This window comes from Labrenzia sp. 5N (assembly GCF_012395805.1).
Taxonomy (GTDB): domain Bacteria; phylum Pseudomonadota; class Alphaproteobacteria; order Rhizobiales; family Stappiaceae; genus Roseibium; species Roseibium algicola.
This window is the reverse complement of sequence record NZ_JAAZTM010000020.1, coordinates 1,114,503-1,131,332: the sequence shown is the minus strand read 5'-3', so window position 1 is coordinate 1,131,332 and position 16,830 is coordinate 1,114,503. Positions and strand designations below refer to the sequence as shown.

Annotated in this window: 18 protein-coding genes; 6 read left to right on the top strand and 12 right to left on the bottom strand. The window is 58.1% G+C overall.

Going from position 1 to position 16,830, the window contains the following annotated elements; translation table 11 throughout:
- The first annotated feature begins 93 nt into the window (after nucleotides 1-93).
- The 3 genes from HEP89_RS25655 to lepB (HEP89_RS25645) all read left to right on the top strand — a co-directional run bounded on the left by HEP89_RS25655 (nucleotide 94) and on the right by lepB (HEP89_RS25645) (nucleotide 2,908).
- Nucleotides 94-2,109 (top strand): EAL domain-containing protein, encoded by a 2,016-nt coding sequence (locus HEP89_RS25655; protein WP_168693344.1) that lies wholly within the window; start codon nucleotides 94-96, stop codon nucleotides 2,107-2,109.
- Between the two features lie 125 nt (nucleotides 2,110-2,234).
- Complete coding sequence (locus HEP89_RS25650; protein ID WP_168693343.1) at nucleotides 2,235-2,459, top strand: hypothetical protein; 225 nt, start codon at nucleotides 2,235-2,237, stop codon at nucleotides 2,457-2,459.
- Nucleotides 2,423-2,908, top strand: a complete 486-nt coding sequence (gene lepB, locus HEP89_RS25645; RefSeq protein ID WP_168693342.1) for a signal peptidase I — start codon at nucleotides 2,423-2,425, stop codon at nucleotides 2,906-2,908. Before HEP89_RS25650 ends, lepB (HEP89_RS25645) begins: the two co-directional genes overlap by 37 nt.
- A 17-nt stretch (nucleotides 2,909-2,925) precedes the next feature.
- On the opposite strand, the gene recO is transcribed toward lepB (HEP89_RS25645), so the two are convergent.
- The 9 genes from recO to rpoZ all read right to left on the bottom strand — a co-directional run bounded on the left by recO (nucleotide 2,926) and on the right by rpoZ (nucleotide 10,966).
- The gene (recO, locus tag HEP89_RS25640; protein ID WP_168693341.1) at nucleotides 2,926-3,681 is read right to left on the bottom strand and encodes a DNA repair protein RecO; all 756 of its coding nucleotides are present in this window, start codon (nucleotides 3,679-3,681) and stop codon (nucleotides 2,926-2,928) included.
- Nucleotides 3,682-3,740: 59 nt separating this feature from the next.
- A complete protein-coding gene (gene era, locus HEP89_RS25635; RefSeq protein ID WP_197923311.1) occupies nucleotides 3,741-4,667 on the bottom strand; it encodes a GTPase Era in 927 nt (308 codons plus the stop codon).
- Between the two features lie 87 nt (nucleotides 4,668-4,754).
- The gene (rnc, locus tag HEP89_RS25630) at nucleotides 4,755-5,465 is read right to left on the bottom strand and encodes a ribonuclease III (RefSeq protein ID WP_023003783.1); all 711 of its coding nucleotides are present in this window, start codon (nucleotides 5,463-5,465) and stop codon (nucleotides 4,755-4,757) included.
- A 36-nt stretch (nucleotides 5,466-5,501) separates the two neighbouring features.
- Nucleotides 5,502-6,254 (bottom strand): signal peptidase I, encoded by a 753-nt coding sequence (lepB, locus tag HEP89_RS25625; RefSeq protein ID WP_168693340.1) that lies wholly within the window; start codon nucleotides 6,252-6,254, stop codon nucleotides 5,502-5,504.
- A 115-nt stretch (nucleotides 6,255-6,369) separates the two neighbouring features.
- The gene (gene acpS / locus HEP89_RS25620; RefSeq protein WP_062489162.1) at nucleotides 6,370-6,801 is read right to left on the bottom strand and encodes a holo-ACP synthase; all 432 of its coding nucleotides are present in this window, start codon (nucleotides 6,799-6,801) and stop codon (nucleotides 6,370-6,372) included.
- Nucleotides 6,802-6,873: 72 nt separating this feature from the next.
- Nucleotides 6,874-7,488, bottom strand: a complete 615-nt coding sequence (locus tag HEP89_RS25615; RefSeq protein WP_031270631.1) for a DUF2062 domain-containing protein — start codon at nucleotides 7,486-7,488, stop codon at nucleotides 6,874-6,876.
- Between the two features lie 30 nt (nucleotides 7,489-7,518).
- Nucleotides 7,519-8,100 carry an orotate phosphoribosyltransferase gene (pyrE, locus tag HEP89_RS25610; RefSeq protein ID WP_023003787.1) on the bottom strand — a complete coding sequence of 194 codons (582 nt, stop codon included), beginning with the start codon at nucleotides 8,098-8,100 and terminating at the stop codon, nucleotides 7,519-7,521.
- A 109-nt stretch (nucleotides 8,101-8,209) separates the two neighbouring features.
- A complete protein-coding gene (locus HEP89_RS25605; protein ID WP_023003788.1) occupies nucleotides 8,210-10,456 on the bottom strand; it encodes a bifunctional (p)ppGpp synthetase/guanosine-3',5'-bis(diphosphate) 3'-pyrophosphohydrolase in 2,247 nt (748 codons plus the stop codon).
- Nucleotides 10,457-10,564: 108 nt separating this feature from the next.
- On the bottom strand, nucleotides 10,565-10,966 hold the full coding sequence (gene rpoZ, locus HEP89_RS25600; RefSeq protein WP_023003789.1) for a DNA-directed RNA polymerase subunit omega: 402 nt from the start codon (nucleotides 10,964-10,966) through the stop codon (nucleotides 10,565-10,567).
- 400 nt (nucleotides 10,967-11,366) lie between these two features.
- Between rpoZ and HEP89_RS25595 the strand changes: the two genes are divergently transcribed.
- The gene (locus HEP89_RS25595; RefSeq protein ID WP_023003790.1) at nucleotides 11,367-11,960 is read left to right on the top strand and encodes an NYN domain-containing protein; all 594 of its coding nucleotides are present in this window, start codon (nucleotides 11,367-11,369) and stop codon (nucleotides 11,958-11,960) included.
- 14 nt (nucleotides 11,961-11,974) lie between these two features.
- Entirely contained in the window at nucleotides 11,975-12,634 is a 660-nt protein-coding gene (locus HEP89_RS25590) for a uracil-DNA glycosylase (RefSeq protein WP_023003791.1), read from the top strand.
- A 256-nt stretch (nucleotides 12,635-12,890) separates the two neighbouring features.
- Here the strand turns inward: HEP89_RS25590 and HEP89_RS25585 are convergent, their stop codons facing one another.
- Nucleotides 12,891-13,673, bottom strand: coding sequence for an arginyltransferase (locus HEP89_RS25585; RefSeq protein WP_023014479.1), 783 nt, complete (start codon nucleotides 13,671-13,673; stop codon nucleotides 12,891-12,893).
- Between the two features lie 45 nt (nucleotides 13,674-13,718).
- Complete coding sequence (locus HEP89_RS25580; protein ID WP_168693339.1) at nucleotides 13,719-15,551, bottom strand: SLC13 family permease; 1,833 nt, start codon at nucleotides 15,549-15,551, stop codon at nucleotides 13,719-13,721.
- Nucleotides 15,552-15,750: 199 nt separating this feature from the next.
- Here HEP89_RS25580 and HEP89_RS25575 point away from each other — a divergent pair, with 199 nt between their 5' ends.
- Nucleotides 15,751-16,236: a TspO/MBR family protein gene (locus tag HEP89_RS25575; protein WP_168693338.1), complete on the top strand. Its 486-nt coding sequence runs from the start codon at nucleotides 15,751-15,753 to the stop codon at nucleotides 16,234-16,236.
- Between the two features lie 2 nt (nucleotides 16,237-16,238).
- Here the strand turns inward: HEP89_RS25575 and HEP89_RS25570 are convergent, their stop codons facing one another.
- Nucleotides 16,239-16,745: an RDD family protein gene (locus HEP89_RS25570; RefSeq protein WP_023003795.1), complete on the bottom strand. Its 507-nt coding sequence runs from the start codon at nucleotides 16,743-16,745 to the stop codon at nucleotides 16,239-16,241.
- Nucleotides 16,746-16,830: the final 85 nt, after the last annotated feature.

Sequence of the window (16,830 nt, the reverse complement as noted above, 5' to 3'; positions counted from 1 at the left end):
CCGGTATTAATCCAAGAAAGGCTGCGGATTTTACCGATGCCCGGTTAAACTTTGGAACATGCCTGAATGGGTTCAAACTGGTTGACGTCGGCCTTGACGGCTTTCAAAACGTGGGTTGCTGGTGATAGTGGCGATCCGGACGTTGCCCTTGCGCAATATCAGTTCATCCAGCGCCAGACACCGTTCCTCTACATGATGAGCCTGGCTGGCGGTTGGGGTTTATCGGTGACGCACTGGTCGGTTGCTCCGATCGCTCTGACGCTTGTGGTGCCGCTACTCGTGACCGCCTTCGCCGTGCAGCGGATCGTGACGGTTCGCAGGCGCCAGAAAGAAACGCCGAGCCACGCTGAAATTCTTGCCTGGCAGAAGCAGGCCAAGGTCCTGGCGGTGGTTTCGCCTGCGATTTTCTCGATCTGGGTTCTGTCGCTTTTTCCCTATGGCGGGCCATACCTGCAGGTTCAGGTGGTCTTCACGATTGCCGTCGCCAATCTGGTGCTGCTTTTCTGCCTGATCCATTTTCGCGCGGTTGCCCTCATCAACGCCTTCTGCGCCAACACCTTGTATTTTATATACTTTGCCATCGCAGGCGAGAATGTCTTCACCTATTTCGCGCTCTATGGAATAGCGGCTTCCATGGGGGCCTTCTTCATCCTGAACAACCACTATCGCGGCTTCATCAAACTGATCCGCACGGGCAGGGATCTGAAACGTCATTCCGAGGAACTGGAACACAAGCAGGATGAAACCCAGAAACTGAGTGATCTGAACTACTACATCGCGAACCACGATCACATGACCGGTCTGCCGAACCGGCGTTGCTTTCTTCTGGAACTGGACCAAAGCTTCAGGTTGGCTCGCCAGTCGGGAGAACCGCTGTCGTTATGTGTATTCGATCTGGGAGGCCTCAGGGCCATCAACAACATCTATGGGCTCAACACCGGAGATCAGATCCTTCTTGAGGTCGTGCGGCGGCTGAAATCCAAGCTCGCACCGCAAATGTTCGTGGCCCGGATTGCCGGTGACGAATTCGCTCTATTAGCCGTTGGGGACGAAGCAGCCTTTTCGGACGTCAGCAGTTTCTTTGACGAACTGTTTGCAGAGAGTTGCCAACTGCCGGAAGCCAGCATGAAGCTGAACTATGCCGCCGGTATAGCTCATCTGGATGAAAGCGTTCTGTCACCGACGGACCTGCTGGAACACGCCGTCTACGTTCTCCAGGAAGCAAAACTCAATCGGAACGAGCCGGTTGCCGTCTTCGGACCGCGCCACAGCGAACAGATGCTGTCCCACGCCAGAGTTACCCAGGCGCTGCAGTCGGCGGATATTGAAGCCGAATTGTCGGTTGCCTTTCAACCGATCGTGGATGTGGCACACAATCGGATTACGGGTGTGGAATGTCTTGCCCGTTGGAACAGTCCGTTGCTGGGCAATGTGCCGCCAGGTGAGTTCATCCCCATTGCCGAACGTTGCGGAGTGATCAACAGGCTGACGCTGGTCTTGTTGCGCAAGGCGCTTGAAGCCGCTCGTCACTGGCCAGCCGATCTGAAGCTGTCTTTCAACCTGTCGGCAAGCAACCTGTCGTCCCGTGGTTTCGTGCAGGAGATACTCGACCTGTTGGAGAGCTTCGGATTTGAGCCAGGGCGACTGCATTGCGAAGTGACGGAAACTTCCGTGATGTGGGATTTCAAGGAAGCGTGCCGGGCGATCCTCGCCTTGAAGGAAACCGGGATCCGTCTGTCACTCGACGATTTCGGCACCGGTTATTCGAGCCTTTCCCATGTTCACAAGCTGCCCCTCGACTGCATCAAGGTCGATCGAAGTTTCGTCCACGGTATTCGGCCGGATACAGCCGGATATGGCATCGTCAAGTCGCTGTTGGCCCTCAGCCGCGACATGGGCATTGCCTGCGTTGTCGAAGGCGTTGAAACGGAAGAAGAACTGTCCGTTCTAAAAAGTCTCGGCACAAGCGAAGTGCAGGGCTACCTGTTTTCCAGGCCGCTTTCCGAAGCGGATCTTGGACGCCTGTTTACCAAAGGCATGACCCTTTCCAGCGGCACAATGCAATCGGACGACCCTCCGGTTGCTTTGGAGGCTGCCCAGGCAGGATGAAGGCGCGTCGTCTAAATACCTTTGGTTGCAGGAAAGGATTGTAGGAATCAGCACCGTCCCTTAGACCGTTGAAAGGTTTATTCAGCCGCACTGCCAATCGTGTGGTTCCTTTGCTGGGGGGGGGCATGGCTTCCAAACGCAAATCTTTTCGCTGGCTCTTGGTCGGTTTGGTAGCGCTGGTTCTGGTCGCGGTCGCGGTGTCCTGGAACGATTTTTACCTGCTGCGCCTGAAAACCTATTCCAATCTTTCAAGCAACATGCGTCCGACCCTGGAGGTCGATGAAGTTGTTCTTCCGACAAAATCTTCCCCTCAATGGGCGAGCACTATGAGCCAGTCCGCGGAGACGTAATCGTTTTCACTATCGCCGCCAAAAGAGCGAACGATTATATGAAAAGGGTCATCGGCTTGCCTGGCGAGCGCATACGGCTTCAGGACGGCGTGGTGCTGATCAATGATGTGCCTGTTCCACGTCAGGCCCTTGCAGACTATCGCTACGAGCATCGAGACGGCTCAGAGATCTCTGCTCCGCGATTTAGGGAAACTTTGCCGAACGGCAGAAGTTACGAAGTTCTGGATCTCGATCCGCAAGGAGAAATGGACACGACAAGAGAATATGTCGTGCCCGACGGTCATCTGTTTGTAATGGGCGACAATCGAGACAACTCCGTCGATAGTCGTTTTACAGACTACATCGGGTATGTACCGCTGAGTGGGGTCTTCGGTGTCGTTGAGATGATCCTTCTTCCGAAAGGCGAGGGCAGTTCGCTGTGGCAGCCGCAGCAGCCGGAAGCAAATTAGGGCGTGTTTCTGGAGTTTCAGAAATTCCAGGGAAAATCGGTTCGGTAACGCTTTTCAAGGGCGGTCAGCACCTGGCTTCGCGTGCCGCCGTCCCTGGTGCCATGTTCCTGCAGGTATCTGTTCAGAAAAAAGCTTGTCAGGTCGAACCCCTGGGTAACATCGGCCCAGGTTAGCTCACTGCCGGCCTGTCGTTGCCCCTCAAGAAGAAAGCCGGGCAGGGGCAGCAGGCGGTCATGGTAGGGCGTGCCGGCTTCCCGGCAGACCGCACGGGCGGATTTTGGTGAGACATAGGCAAGGTCTTCGTTGCTGCCGGTGGCGGCGCAGGACGAAAGATCGAGACCGATGCCGAGGTCGCGCAACACCTCAAGCTCGAAACGGATCAGAAGCGCGGCTGCCGCGTCCGAAGCCTCCAGATGGTCCAGAACCACGGTCAGCGCATTGAACAGTCTCGGGTAGGCATGTCTTTCGGGCAGGAGGCGAAGCAGAAAGGCCAGATGCTGAAGCGCGGCCAGACCGAGACTGCTGGTCATGAGGTCACCCGCTCGCAGGGTTTCCGGCTCTATGTGATACTGACCAAGATGGTCGGAAAGGCGCGCCTTCCAGGTGAGGGTTAGCTCGTTGCCGGGCTGCAGGACAGGCCGGTGCCGCCGGGAACGACCACCACGCACAAGGCCGAGGTGGCGGCCATGATCCAGCGTCATGGTCTCCAGAATGACATCGTTTTCGCCGTGTTTGCGGGTGGTCAGCACCACGCCGCGTCCGCTCCATTCCAAGGGCCGTTTCCCGTTTCATGTCAGGCCGGGAGTTTGGCGGATTCGGCGATCCGCGCAAATTATTTCGGAAATTCCAGTCCCATTTCCCGGTAACGCTCCGGATCGTCCGCCCAGTTCTCCCGAACCTTCACGAACAGGAACAGATGAACGGGAGCTTCGATGATTTCCGAGAGCTCTTCGCGCGCTGACTGTGAAATCGCCTTGATCGTCTGTCCGCGTTTACCGAGCACGATGGACTTCTGGCTGTCCCGCTCCACGTAGATGGTCTGTTCGATCCGGGCCGACCCGTCCTTGCGGGCCTGCCACTGTTCCGTCTCCACGGTGGAGATATAGGGCAGTTCCTCATGCAGGCGCTCGAACAGCTTTTCGCGGGTGATTTCGGCCGCAAGAATGCGCAGGGGCAGGTCCGACGGCTGGTCTTCCGGAAAGAGCCAGGGGCCGTCCGGAACCTTGGACGCGAAATAGTCCAGGATGGTCTCGGTGCCGTCGCCGGTCAGAGCCGATACCATGAAGGTTTCTTCAAAAGAGACGAATTCGTTGATCTTCTGCGCCAGCTGAAGAAGTTTTTCACGCTTGGCGACATCGGTCTTGTTGAGGATCAGAACCTTCGGTGCCTGCTGGCTGGACAGGCGCTTGAGGATGTTCTCCACTTCCTCGGTCAGGCCTTTGCGGGCATCGACCAGAAGCGCGATCAGGTCGGCATCGCGCGCACCGCCCCAGGCGGTGTCGACCATGGCGCGATCGAGCCGGCGCTTGGGCTTGAAAATGCCCGGCGTGTCGATGAACACCAGCTGTGCCGCGCCGTGCATGGCCACGCCACGCACAATGGTGCGTGTTGTCTGCACCTTGTGCGTAACGATGGAGACCTTGGTGCCGACAAGCTGATTGATCAGCGTCGATTTGCCGGCATTGGGCGCGCCTATCAGGGCAATGAAACCCGCCCTGGTATCAGCAGGCATCTCCGGCAGCGGCTCGGGCAGCGGCATGTCAAATCGGCCGGTGGGGGCCTGAAAGCCGTTGTCGTCATCTTCGTCCATCGGACCATCGTTGGTCGTGTTATCGTTCAAGCTGTCTTATTCCTTCCAGACGCCTTCCCGGCGCAATACGGCCTCTGCCGCATTCTGTTCCGCAATCCGTTTGGAGCCACCCTTGCCTTCGCCTGGCGGCAGTCCCTGAACGGTCACCGACACGGTGAAATTCGGTGCGTGGTCCGGTCCGTCCCGGCCTGTTACATCATATCGCGGTGTCGGCAGGCTCTTCGATTGTGCCCATTCCTGCAGCGTTGTCTTGGCGTCGCGCAGTGGACCCGACCAGGATAGCATACGCGGCTCCCAAAGGCGCGTAATGAAGCTTTCGGCCGCCTCAAACCCGCCGTCCAGGTAAATCGCGGCAATGACCGACTCGCAAATATCGGCGAGCAGGGCAGTTTTCTTCCGGCCCCCGGTCTGTGCTTCTGCAAGCCCGATGCGCATCGCATCGCCGACACCAAGTTCCTGGGCAATTTCCGCGCAGGTTTCGCGCTTGACCATGTGGTTGAAACGCCGCGCCAACTCACCTTCGTCAGCCTTGGGAAAATGCTTGTGCAGCATGGAAGCTATCACGAGGCCGAGAACACGGTCTCCAAGGAATTCCAGACGCTGATAACTGCCCGACACTGTTTCAGACGGTGCAAGGGCACTGGCATGGGTCAGCGCGACCCGCAGGAGTTCCAGGTCCTGAAACTCATATTGCAGTGCCGTTTTCAGGGCCGAAATCGGACCTGGTTGATGCAGTTGTCTTTTCATGCAGCCTGCTTCGGCGGCGTTCCGCCAAAGCCCCGGTTAGAGTGTCCGGCCAATCCGTTCCCAGCGAACGCTCCACGGCCAGGACCAGATATGCCAGGCAGGAGTTCCGTCCTTGACGGAGAAGAACAGGATTTCGGCACGACCCATGAAGTTTTCGAACGGAACGTAGCCGACCCTGTTCAGATAACGGCTGTCGATGGAGTTGTCGCGGTTGTCGCCCATCATGAAGTAATGGCCTTCGGGCACCTTGTACTCGCGGGTGTTGTCCACCTCTCCGCGCGTGGTCAGGTCCAGGGTTTCGTAGGAAACGCCGTTCGGCAGGGTTTCCCGGTAGCGCGGCACCCGGCGCACGAGACCAGAGGGCGATTGTTCGATGTAGTCGTCGATCCGCTCGCGTTTGACCGGTTCGCCGTTGATATGCACCACGCCCTCGATGACCTGGATGGTATCGCCCGGCAGGCCGATCACGCGCTTGATGTAGTCAATGGACGTATCGGTCGGCAGCTTGAAAACGGCGACATCTCCCCGCTCTGGCTCGGCGGACCAGATCCGGCCGCTGAAGGGGCCCAGGCCGAAGGGGAAGGAAAAGCGTGAGTATCCGTAGCTGTATTTGGAGACGAACAGATAGTCGCCAACCAGCAAGGTGTCCTTCATCGAGCCGGACGGAATGTTGAACGGCTGGAACAGGAATGTTCGCACGATCAGGGCAAGCAACAGCGCCTGGACAACAACCTTGATGGTTTCGGCGAGGCCGCTGTCCTTATCCTTCTTGTTTTCCGTCACGCTCATCTTGTCCCTTGATCAAAATCGTCCGGCGTTCTGTTCGGCAGCGCCTTTCACAGCCGGACTCTTATCCGCTAGCGCCTGCCGACGCAATGAGAGGAAGGCCCTTAAGGCAGGGCTTTCAGGGGGAATCCGCCTTTTGCGGCTCGGGCCAGTCGGTAGGCCAGGCTGAAATCACGACAAATGCCTGCGCAAGCGGATAATCATCCGTAATGGTCAGATCAATGGTGGTCCTGAAACCGGCAGGCGCCATTGCCTGCAATCGTTCGGCAGCGCCACCGGTCAGGGCAATGGTGGGTTTGCCGGAAGGAAGGTTCACCACGCCCATTTCCCGCCAGGCGACTCCCATGCGAATGCCGCTGCCAAGTGCCTTCGAGCAGGCTTCCTTGGCCGCAAACCGTTTTGCATAGGATGCAGCGCGCTCGGCGCGCTTGTCAGATTTTGTCCGCTCGATTTCGGTGAAGACCCGGTTGGTAAAGCGCTCGCCGAATCTTTCGAGTGTTTTCTCGATCCGGCGGATATCGATCAGATCGCTGCCAATTCCAAGGATCATGGCCTTGCTTTCCAGGTTGCGGCGGGATGGGTTCTTGGTCCCGGTCTTAGTTGGACAGGTGGTCCTCGAAAATCAAGCGCTGCCGTCTTCTTCGACAGTGTTGCCCGGGGCAGGGAACAAACGGCCATGTTTGCCGGCGCCCTTGTCGGCCAGCTTGTTTCTGCGGCGGCGCTGGTAGACCTCGACGCTCTTGTAAACGACCACATAGGAGACCGTTCCAACGATCAATCCAAGAGGAACCGCACCGATGAACATCGGTTTGAGCATTGGCCAGAGCGCGTCGAGAGATTTTTCGAAAAGACCTTGCTGAAACTGCTGGTGAACCTGATGCGGGTCCGCCTTTGGAGCGCGCCCGTGGATGATCCACTGCCCGATTTTGAAGGTGAAGGCCCAAATGAACGGGAACGTCAGTGGATTGCCGACGGACGTTCCAAGCGCTGCTGCTATCATGTTGCCGCGCACCAGGTAGGCAAGTGCGAAAGCGGTCAGGAAATGGAAGCCGACAAGAGGCGTGCATGAAGCGAAGGCACCCGCGGCAAAGCCAAGGGCAATCGCGTGGGGTGTCGCCGTGAGGCGCAAGACGCGCTTGCCGAAATAGCGGGTCGACCGCGCCCAGCTGTTCCGGGGCCAGACGGCAACGCGCAGTCGCTCAATCCGTGTTGGCCTATTTCTCCGGCGAAACAGCATGGTCTAAGGTTCGTTCCCGTCTTTTATCGTTCAGCTCAGTCCGCGGCTGCCAGGTTTGACAGCTGGCAAGGCGGCAAGTTCCGGCGGCAGGTTGTCAGGTTCATAGGCCGGAACCTTGTATTCTGCCAGAGCAATCACCGGAACCGAGGCGTCAGCCTCGCCGCCGGAGCGGTCGATCAAGCAGGCAACACCGAGGACTTCAGCACCAAGAGCTTTCAACGAGGTTACCGTTTCCCGACTCGATAGGCCGGTCGTGACAATATCCTCTACAACAATGACACGGGCGCCTTGCGGCATTTCGAAGCGGCGCAGTCGAAACTCCCCGTCCTCACGCTCCACCCACATGGCGGGAACGCCAAGATGGCGGGCGGTTTCGTAGCCCGGAATAAGACCACCGAGCGCCGGAGATACGATGTAGTCGATCTGACCCAGGCCGGAGGCGCGGATCTTGTCGGCGAGTGCCTTGCAGAGCTTTTCCGTCTTGTCCGGATACATGAACACGCGGGCCTTCTGCAGAAATACCGGGCTGCGCAGACCGGAGGTCAGAATGAAGTGCCCCTCCAGAAAGGCGCCGGCCTCGCGGAATACGGCCAGAACTTCATCGCGTGTCATTATCAGATCCCCTCAAATTCTTTGGCGGCGGCGGGTCTTCCATGGTCAAGCGGCTGTGTCACTCACCGGCAAGCCGCCTTGTCCTTATGTGCCTGCTACCGTTTGTAATCTAGCCGTTCACACGGCTGACGCTGGAAACATTAGGCTTGGTTCGCAGCTGATTTATGATCCTGTTCAGGTGTTTCAGGTCCCAGACTTCAAGATCGATGATCATCTGATGGAAGTCCGAGGCTCGCTGCATCATCTTGACGTTGTCGATGTTGCCGCTGTTTTCGCCGATCACCTGCGCGATGGTTGCCAGGGAACCAGGTTCGTTTGCAGCCGAAATGTCCAGACGTGCTGGGAACCGTTCCGGATTGTTGACGTCGATGTCCCAGCGAACGTCGACCCAGCGCTCCGTCTGGTCGTCGAATTCCTTCAGGGACGGCGATTGTATTGGATAGATGGTCAGTCCTTCGGACGGGGTCAAGATGCCGACGATACGGTCGCCGGGAACAGCACCGCCATCGGGAGCAAAAGTAACCGGGATGTCGCCGGACAGACCACGAATGGGAAGGGCAGGACCTTCTTCAGGCTCGCCACTCTCGCCGGCAGCTGCCTTGTCTGCATCCAGTTCGCCGGGCGGAATGCGGAACTTCAGTCCGTGACCCTGTTTCAGGCCGAACCAGCCTTCTTCCAGTGGCGGGCCGGAAATGGCAACGCGCTCGTCCTGATAGTCCGGGTGAGCCGATTTCAGAACCAGTTGGGCGGAAAGATCCCCGCGTCCGACGGCAGCCAGCAAGTCGGCGACGCTGGCCTGGTGCAGGAGATCGAGGATCGCTTCCAGCAGGTCTTCCGAATAGGCTTTTTCGGCTCTGGCGAATGCGCGCTTCAGAATATGTTCGCCAAGGGCTCCATATTGCTTGCGCACGGATTCCCTGGTGGCGCGGCGGATCGCGGCGCGGGCCTTGCCGGTAACGGCAATCGCTTCCCAGGCCGGTGGCGGGGTCTGCGCGGGCGAACGGATGATTTCGACCTCGTCGCCGTTATGCAGCTCGGTCACCAGCGGCATGATCTTGCCGTTGATCTTGCAGCCGACACATGTGTTGCCGATACCGGTATGAACCGCATAGGCGAAATCGATCGGCGTCGCGCCGCGGGGCAGGGCGATCAGACGGCCCTTTGGGCTGAAGCAGAAAACCTGGTCATGGAAAAGTTCCAGCTTGGTGTTTTCCAGGAATTCTTCCGGCGTGTCGCCCTGAGCCAGCAGTTCAGTCGTGCGGCGCAGCCATTCGAAGGCGCGGCAGTCTTCCGTATGCCGGGCAATATTGCGTCCGCCGAATTCGCCGTCCTTGTAAAGCGCATGTGCGGCGATACCGTATTCCGCCACCCGGTCCATGGAAATGGTCCGGATCTGCAGTTCCACACGCTGGCGGGACGGTCCGACAATCGTGGTGTGGATCGACTTGTAGTCGTTCTGCTTGGGCGTGGAGATATAGTCCTTGAACCGGCCGGGAACGGTCGGCCAGGTCGTGTGAATGACACCCAGCACGCGGTAGCAGGCTTCCACGGTGCCGACAGTGACGCGGAACCCGTAGATATCGGACAGCTGCTCGAAGCCGATAGCCTTTCGCTGCATCTTGCGAAAGATGGAGTAGGGGCGTTTTTCTCGGCCCTTCACGAGGGCGGCCATTCCCCGTTCGCTAAGGCGTTCGGTCAGCGTTGTCTCGATGTCCAGGATCAGATCGCGGTTGCGTTCGCGCAGATCGACCAGACGATCGGTGATGGTTTCATAAGCTTCGGGGTTGAGCGTATGGAAGGCAATGTCTTCCAGCTCTTCGCGCATATCGTGCATGCCCATGCGTCCGGCGAGCGGCGCATAGATTTCCATCGTTTCTTCCGCGATCCGTCCACGCTTGTGCTCCGGCATGTGGTGGAGCGTGCGCATGTTGTGCAGACGGTCAGCCAGCTTGACCAGAAGCACGCGGACGTCATCGGCAATCGCAAGCAGAAGCTTGCGGAAGTTTTCTGCCTGCTTGGCCTTCTGGGAAACCAGGTCCAGGCGCTTGATCTTTGTCAGGCCTTCGACCAGCTTGCCGATTTCCTCGCCGAACAGGGAGTCGATCTCGGCCCGGGTCGCGTCGGTGTCCTCGATCGTGTCATGCAGCAAGGCAACGGCAATGGTCGCGTCGTCCAGGCGCAGGTCCGTGAGGATCGCGGCAACTTCAAGCGGATGGGAGAAATAGGGGTCGCCAGACGCACGCGTCTGGGTACCATGCTTTTGCATGGCATAGACGTAAGCCTTGTTGAGCAAGGCTTCGTCGGCGTCCGGATTGTAGCGCGTAACTCGTTCAACGAGTTCGTATTGACGCATCATGGCCGCAACCGACCCTGGCAAACGGCTGAGACATCAGCGGGACAGACAAAAATCGCCCGAAGCGCCGAGGAAACCCCGTCGCGCTTCAGACGAACTTGTGAACTCAAATCAGACGTCGTCGGTCCGCTCCGGCGGAACGAGGCCTTCGAGGCCGCGCAGAAGGTCTTCTTCCGACATGCGGTCGAATTCAACCGCACTGTCGTCAACGTTGTTGACCTGCGTCATCTGATGCTGGTTCGAGGACGGAACCATCGGCACGGCTTCGGCCTCGGGCTCATCCACTTCCACATATTTCTGCAGCGAGTGGATCAGGTCCTCTTTCATGTCTTCCGGGCTGACGGTCTGCTCGGCAATCTCGCGCAGCGCAACAACGGGGTTCTTGTCGTTGTCACGGTCAATGGTCAGCGGCGAGCCGCTCGAGATCATGCGAGCGCGATGCGCAGCAAGCAGCACCAGCTCAAACCGGTTTTCGACCTTGTCGATGCAGTCCTCGACGGTCACGCGCGCCATTCGACGTCTCCATAGGCTTAAGGAACTTGAAGAACCAGCGTATAGTGTTCACGTTTCCAAAAAGCAACCCCTTGTCAAATTTGAGAGGAGGAGGTCAGATCCCGGAACGCATAGGCAAAGAATCCGCGGTTTTTTTGTCTGATTTGGTGCAGGCTACTCGCTTTTGCATTGCGGCACTCCAATATAATGGTGTAGGCCACTAGTAACGGCCCTTTTCAGAATCAGAAGGCCGTTGACAAAACAAAACGATAAGCTGTGTGACGCCACGGAATACGCGGTAAACTTACAGCAAAATATACGTCGCCTTATAGAGTGTGCGTGGAATTGGTCGCGGGAAGCCAGTTCCTTCTACGCCAAATTGCAAGAGCGACGTGTATGACTCGGAAAGGTTTCAAATAAGATGTTTGACGCTCGAGAAAAAGTTGCTTTGTTCATTGATGGAGCGAACTTGTACTCAACGGCCAAGGCAATTGGTTTTGACATCGACTACAAACGTTTGCTGAAAGAGTTCCAGGGACAGGCGTATCTCCTGCGGGCGTACTATTACACCGCACTGATCGAAGATCAGGAGTATTCCTCCATCCGTCCGCTGATCGATTGGCTTGACTATAACGGCTACAAGGTCATCACCAAACCGGTGAAGGAATTTGTCGACAGTGCCGGTCGCCGCAAGGTGAAAGGCAACATGGACATTGAACTTGCCGTCGATGCCATGGAACTGGTCGAGTCCGTTGATCACGTGGTGCTGTTCTCAGGCGACGGCGATTTCCGCTCCCTGGTTGAGGCGCTGCAGCGCAAGGGCCGCAAGGTGAGCGTGGTTTCGACCTTGAAGACCCAGCCGCCGATGATCGCTGACGACCTGCGTCGCCAGGCCGACCACTTCATCGATCTGGCCAGCCTTGCCAACAAGATCGGCCGTGATCCGTCCGAACGTCCCGCCCGTCCGCAGACCCCCGCGCAAGTCGATGAAGACGACGAGGATGACGACTACTGAGGCTTGATCGGGCAATGTCCGACTATATCGCAGACCATGGGCCAGTCGATCCCCCATCAGATTGTCCGGCCTGTCCCCGCCTTGTTGCCCTGCGTGAAGAGCTGAAAGCTGCCTATCCCGACTGGCACAACGCGCCGGTTCCGTCATTCGGAGCCGACGCGCCGCGTCTTCTGATCATCGGCCTGGCCCCGGGCATGAAAGGGGCGAACTGCACGGGCCGCCCCTTTACAGGGGACTATGCGGGAGATCTCCTCTACCAGACCATGATCGAATTCGGTTTTGCCGAAGGGACCTATAAGGCCCGGCCGGACGACGGTCTGCAGTTGAAGGATGCGATGATCACCAACGCGGTGCGCTGCCTGCCGCCGCAGAACAAGCCAACCGGCGCGGAAATCAAGACCTGCCGCCCGTATCTTTTGTCGACGCTGGACGCCAATCCGTCGATCAAGGCTGTGCTTGCTCTCGGCCGGATCGCGCATGAGACATTTCTGTCGGCCCTGGATCAGCGTCGGGCATCTTTCGCCTTTGCCCACGGCGCACGGCACGAGCTTCCCGGAACGGGACTGACGCTTTTCGACAGTTATCACTGCTCTCGCTACAACACCAACACAGGCCGCCTCACCGAGGAAATGTTCCACTCGGTCTTCAGGCAGATCCGCTCGTTTATTCCTTAGGAACACGACGGTTTAACGCTCTCGTCGCAGTTCGGTGATGTCGATAAAAATATCAGCCGTTTCCCGAGCGCAGCACCCCCTTCCAACCTCATCCTGAGGAGGATCGTCAGGTCCGTCTCGAAGGATGGGCCACTTGCTCAAGTGTGTTTCGCCCATCCTTCGAGACAGCGCTGACGCGCTTCCTCAGGATGAGGTGTTGGGGTGGGAGCTTCCGCAATGTAGAGGAGAGGGCAGGCGTGCGCCGCCTTCCACACAGTCATTCCTCTGAATGCGGTTCCGTTTGATAGGCCTCAGCGTCGACAACGAGCCAGCCGTTGGGGCCAAGATGTTCCTGTGGTTTGAAGCGGGCCTTGTAGGCCATCTTCTGGGAGCCGTTGACCCAATAGCCAAGATAAACGTAGGGCAGGTTCATTTTCCGGGCCCGCTCTATGTGATCCAGGATCATGTAGGTGCCGAGCGGGGTCTTGGTGTAGTCGGGGTCGTAGAAGGAATAGACCATCGACAGCCCGTCCGAGAGCTGGTCGGAAAGGGCAACGCCCAACAACGGGCCTTCGCCGGCTCCGGTGATGAAGCTGTTCGGACCGCGTTGGCGATACTCCAGGACAATCGTTTCGACATGTGTGTCTTCGACCATCATAGCGTAGTCGAGGACACTCATTTCCGTCATGCCGCCGTTCTCGTGTCGGGCCTGAAGATAATCGCGGAAGAGATCGTATTGTTCGGCAGACGGGCTGGGCGGCAGACGGGCGCCGACGATGTCCGATCCGGATTTCCAGACCCGCTTGAACGACTTGCTCCACTTGAAATCGTCGACGCGGACGCGAACCGAGATGCAGGCCTGGCACCGTTCGCAGGCCGGGCGGTAGGCGATATTCTGACTGCGCCGGAAACCGCCCTGCGTCAGCACCTCGTTGAGAGCGGGAGCGCCATGGCCGACAAGATGGGTGAAGACCTTGCGCTCTTGTTTTCCCTCAAGATAAGGGCAAGGCGCTGGCGCCGTAAGGTAGAACTGCGGATGATCTGTGGGGTGCCGTGTCACCGTTTTGTCCCGCGAAACCTTTAGATTTGTTTTCTATTCCCGGTCCTATAGTCCGTAATACCATGGCGCGACCAGAGAGAAGGTCAACCATAAAATGAGCGCAAGCGGTGTTCCAGCCCGCACAAAGTCGTTGAACTTGTAGTGACCCGGACCCATCACGATCAGGTTGGTCTGATAGCCGATCGGCGTCGCAAACGACGAGTTGGCCGCAATGATCAGGCAGACGACGAAGGCTTCGGGGCTCGCACCGATCTGATTTGCCAGATTGATCGCAATCGGTGTGAACAGGACAGCCGCCGCGTTGTTCGACAGGAAGTTCGTCAGGATCATCACGATGAAGAACAAGGCCGAGAGCATCACGGTCGGCGATGCTCCGGCGAGCAAATGAACCAGTCCGGTGGCAATCGCATTGGCGCCGCCGGTTCCCTCCAGTGCAACGGCAGCCGCAAGCGAAGCGCCCACCAGCATGAAGATGCGGCTGTCGATGGCGCGCATGGCCTGGCGGATGTTGAGACAACCCGACACAATCATGGCGAAGGTCCCTGCCACGGCGGTGGTGACAATGGGAATAAGACCGCTGGCAGCCAGCGCGACAACAAGAGCGAAGATGACAAGCGCCCTTGGCGCGTAGCGTTTGCGCGGCACTTCGGCCATTGACCAGTCCAGCAGCAGCACGTCGCGATTACCGCGCAGGCGCGCGATCGCCTCTTCGCTGCCGGCCACAAGAAGCACGTCACCCGCTTCCAGGCGAATGTCGTTCATCGCCATGCGCGGCATGCGGCTGCGGCGCTGGATGCCCATCACCAGACAGCCGGTGTCGGTGTAAAAGCCCGACTGGGGCAAGGTGCGTCCCATCAGGCGGGAGGCGGGGGCCACCACCACTTCCGCCAGGCTGATCGTGCCGGCAGGTGCCTGGGTCTCGCGGCCGGAGTTGCTGGTATCTGAATCAGCTTCCATCAGCGGCTGCCGGCGAGCCAGAGCATTGGCAAGGGCTGCACGCGTCGCCGCCACGATCACCGTATCGCCGGGAGAGAGCACCACGTTTTCAAACGGGGGCAGGATTGGCTTCTGGCCTCGCTGAACCAGTCTAACCGTCATGTCCTTCAATTGCGGGAACATGCCGGATACGGATTCCACGCCCACCAGCGGATGACCATAGGTGATTTCGATCTGGGCGATAAACTGCTTGCCGGAGGAACTCTGGAACTCTTCCGCCATGGTTTTGCGCACCGGAAGCAGCTTCGGCATGATGAACAGCACATAGATCGAGCCAACACCGGCGATGATCAGTCCGATTGGCGTGAAGCTGAAAAAGGTCAGTTTGAGATCGGAACTTTGCGCCGCGAAATTTGCTACCAGCAGGTTGGTCGACGAGCCGATCAACGTCGTCATGCCGCCAAGGATCGCGAGGAAAGACAGGGGCATCAGAACACGGGCCGGCGACTGGCCGACCGTGGCGGCAACAGCAGTCAGGATCGGCAGAAACATCACCACAACAGGGGTGTTGTTCAAGAATGCGCTGAGCGCCGCGACAGTCAGGAGAACAGGGATTGCAGCCCGCAGCGACCGTCCGCGCGTCATCTTGACGATCGCCTTTGCCGGTGCTTCCAGCGCGTCCGTCTGGAACAGTCCCTGGCCGATGATCAGGAGGCAGATGACCGTTATCAGCGCCGGATTTGAGAAGCCGGACAGGAAGTCGCCAGTGGTGATAAGCGAACCGTCCGGTCGCTCGACCGGAAAAACCGAAAAGATGACAATGAAGGCGGAAACGGACCCGAGAGCTATTGTTTCAATCGCGTACCGCTCGACGGCGTACAGGACGACAGTGGACGCGATCACCACGAAGGTCAGCGCCATTGCAATATCAACTGAGTCCATTCACCTGCCCAAAGCCACCTTGGCCAATTTCACGAACCTGCACTTTAAAGCAGGCGGTCCCGGCAATGGAAGAGCCTTAAGATAATATTGCCGTTGATATATTCCTTTGAGGCAATGACATTGTCAAAGTTCATGTGCCGTTACCGCGATTTGATCCGATTAATGGGAACCCGGACTGGCGATCCGCGTTGAAGAAGTCATGAAATCAGAGAACCCAATTTCGCCTTCGTTCCCGAAAGACCTGCCCTCGCTGGTCTTGTTTCTGGCAGTTGTTTTGGGTGTCGGCATCACGATCGGCGTTTTGAACACCCCTGGCGCCTGGTACGAGGGCTTGCAGAAGCCGCCGTTCAATCCACCCAACTGGGTGTTCGCGCCTGCCTGGACCATTCTTTACATTCTGATAGCGATTGCCGGCTGGCGGACATTCCTTCGGGCACCCGATAGCCGCTTGATGAAAATCTGGTACGGGCAGATGGTTCTCAACTGGATCTGGTCGCCACTCTTCTTCACGCTCCACTTCATGTGGACGGCTTTTGCCGTGATCGCGGTGATGCTCTACCTGATCCTGAACTTTATCGGTGGAAGCTGGCAAACCGATCGTTTGTCCGCGCAGCTGTTCATTCCCTATGCGCTCTGGACCTGCTTTGCCGGAATATTGAACCTGTCGCTGGCTCTCTTGAACTGACCTTAGACCTGGCCGCGCACATAGCCTTGATGGGAGGCCGAGTTGATCACTACCGTTCCCAGTACGAGGTCGTGCAGCAGGCGTTTACGGTCGGAAAACAGTGACACCAGCAAAACAAGCGGCGTCAGCAAAGAGACCGAAAACCAGAACAGGATGACATGGACAGCTGCCAGAAGCGGGTAGGGCTTTGCGCCATACCAGAGGCGCATTTCCAGTCCCATCGCACGCATGCCCAGGGTTGACGCCTGCGGGCCACCAAGGGTGAAGGCGACATAGAGCAGCGCAACCGCCGTCGGCAGGATGCCGTAAAGCAGGAAGCCGAGACCCAGCGTAAAGACACCCAGGAAGAACACCACGATGCCGGCACCGAAGGTGAACAACGTGATCACGATCAGATCGATGAAGAAGGCAAAGATGCGCCGGCTGCGCACGCCGGAAAACAGCTCCGGATTGCTCACAGGATCGAAAACGTCCTGACGGGCATAATCGGAGGTGGTTTCAGCTGACATGGTTCGGCTCCCTTGGGTTCGATGATCAACATGTGGTGATTGGGGCCGAGTTTCGCAAATCATTTGCCGGGTGAAACCGAACCGT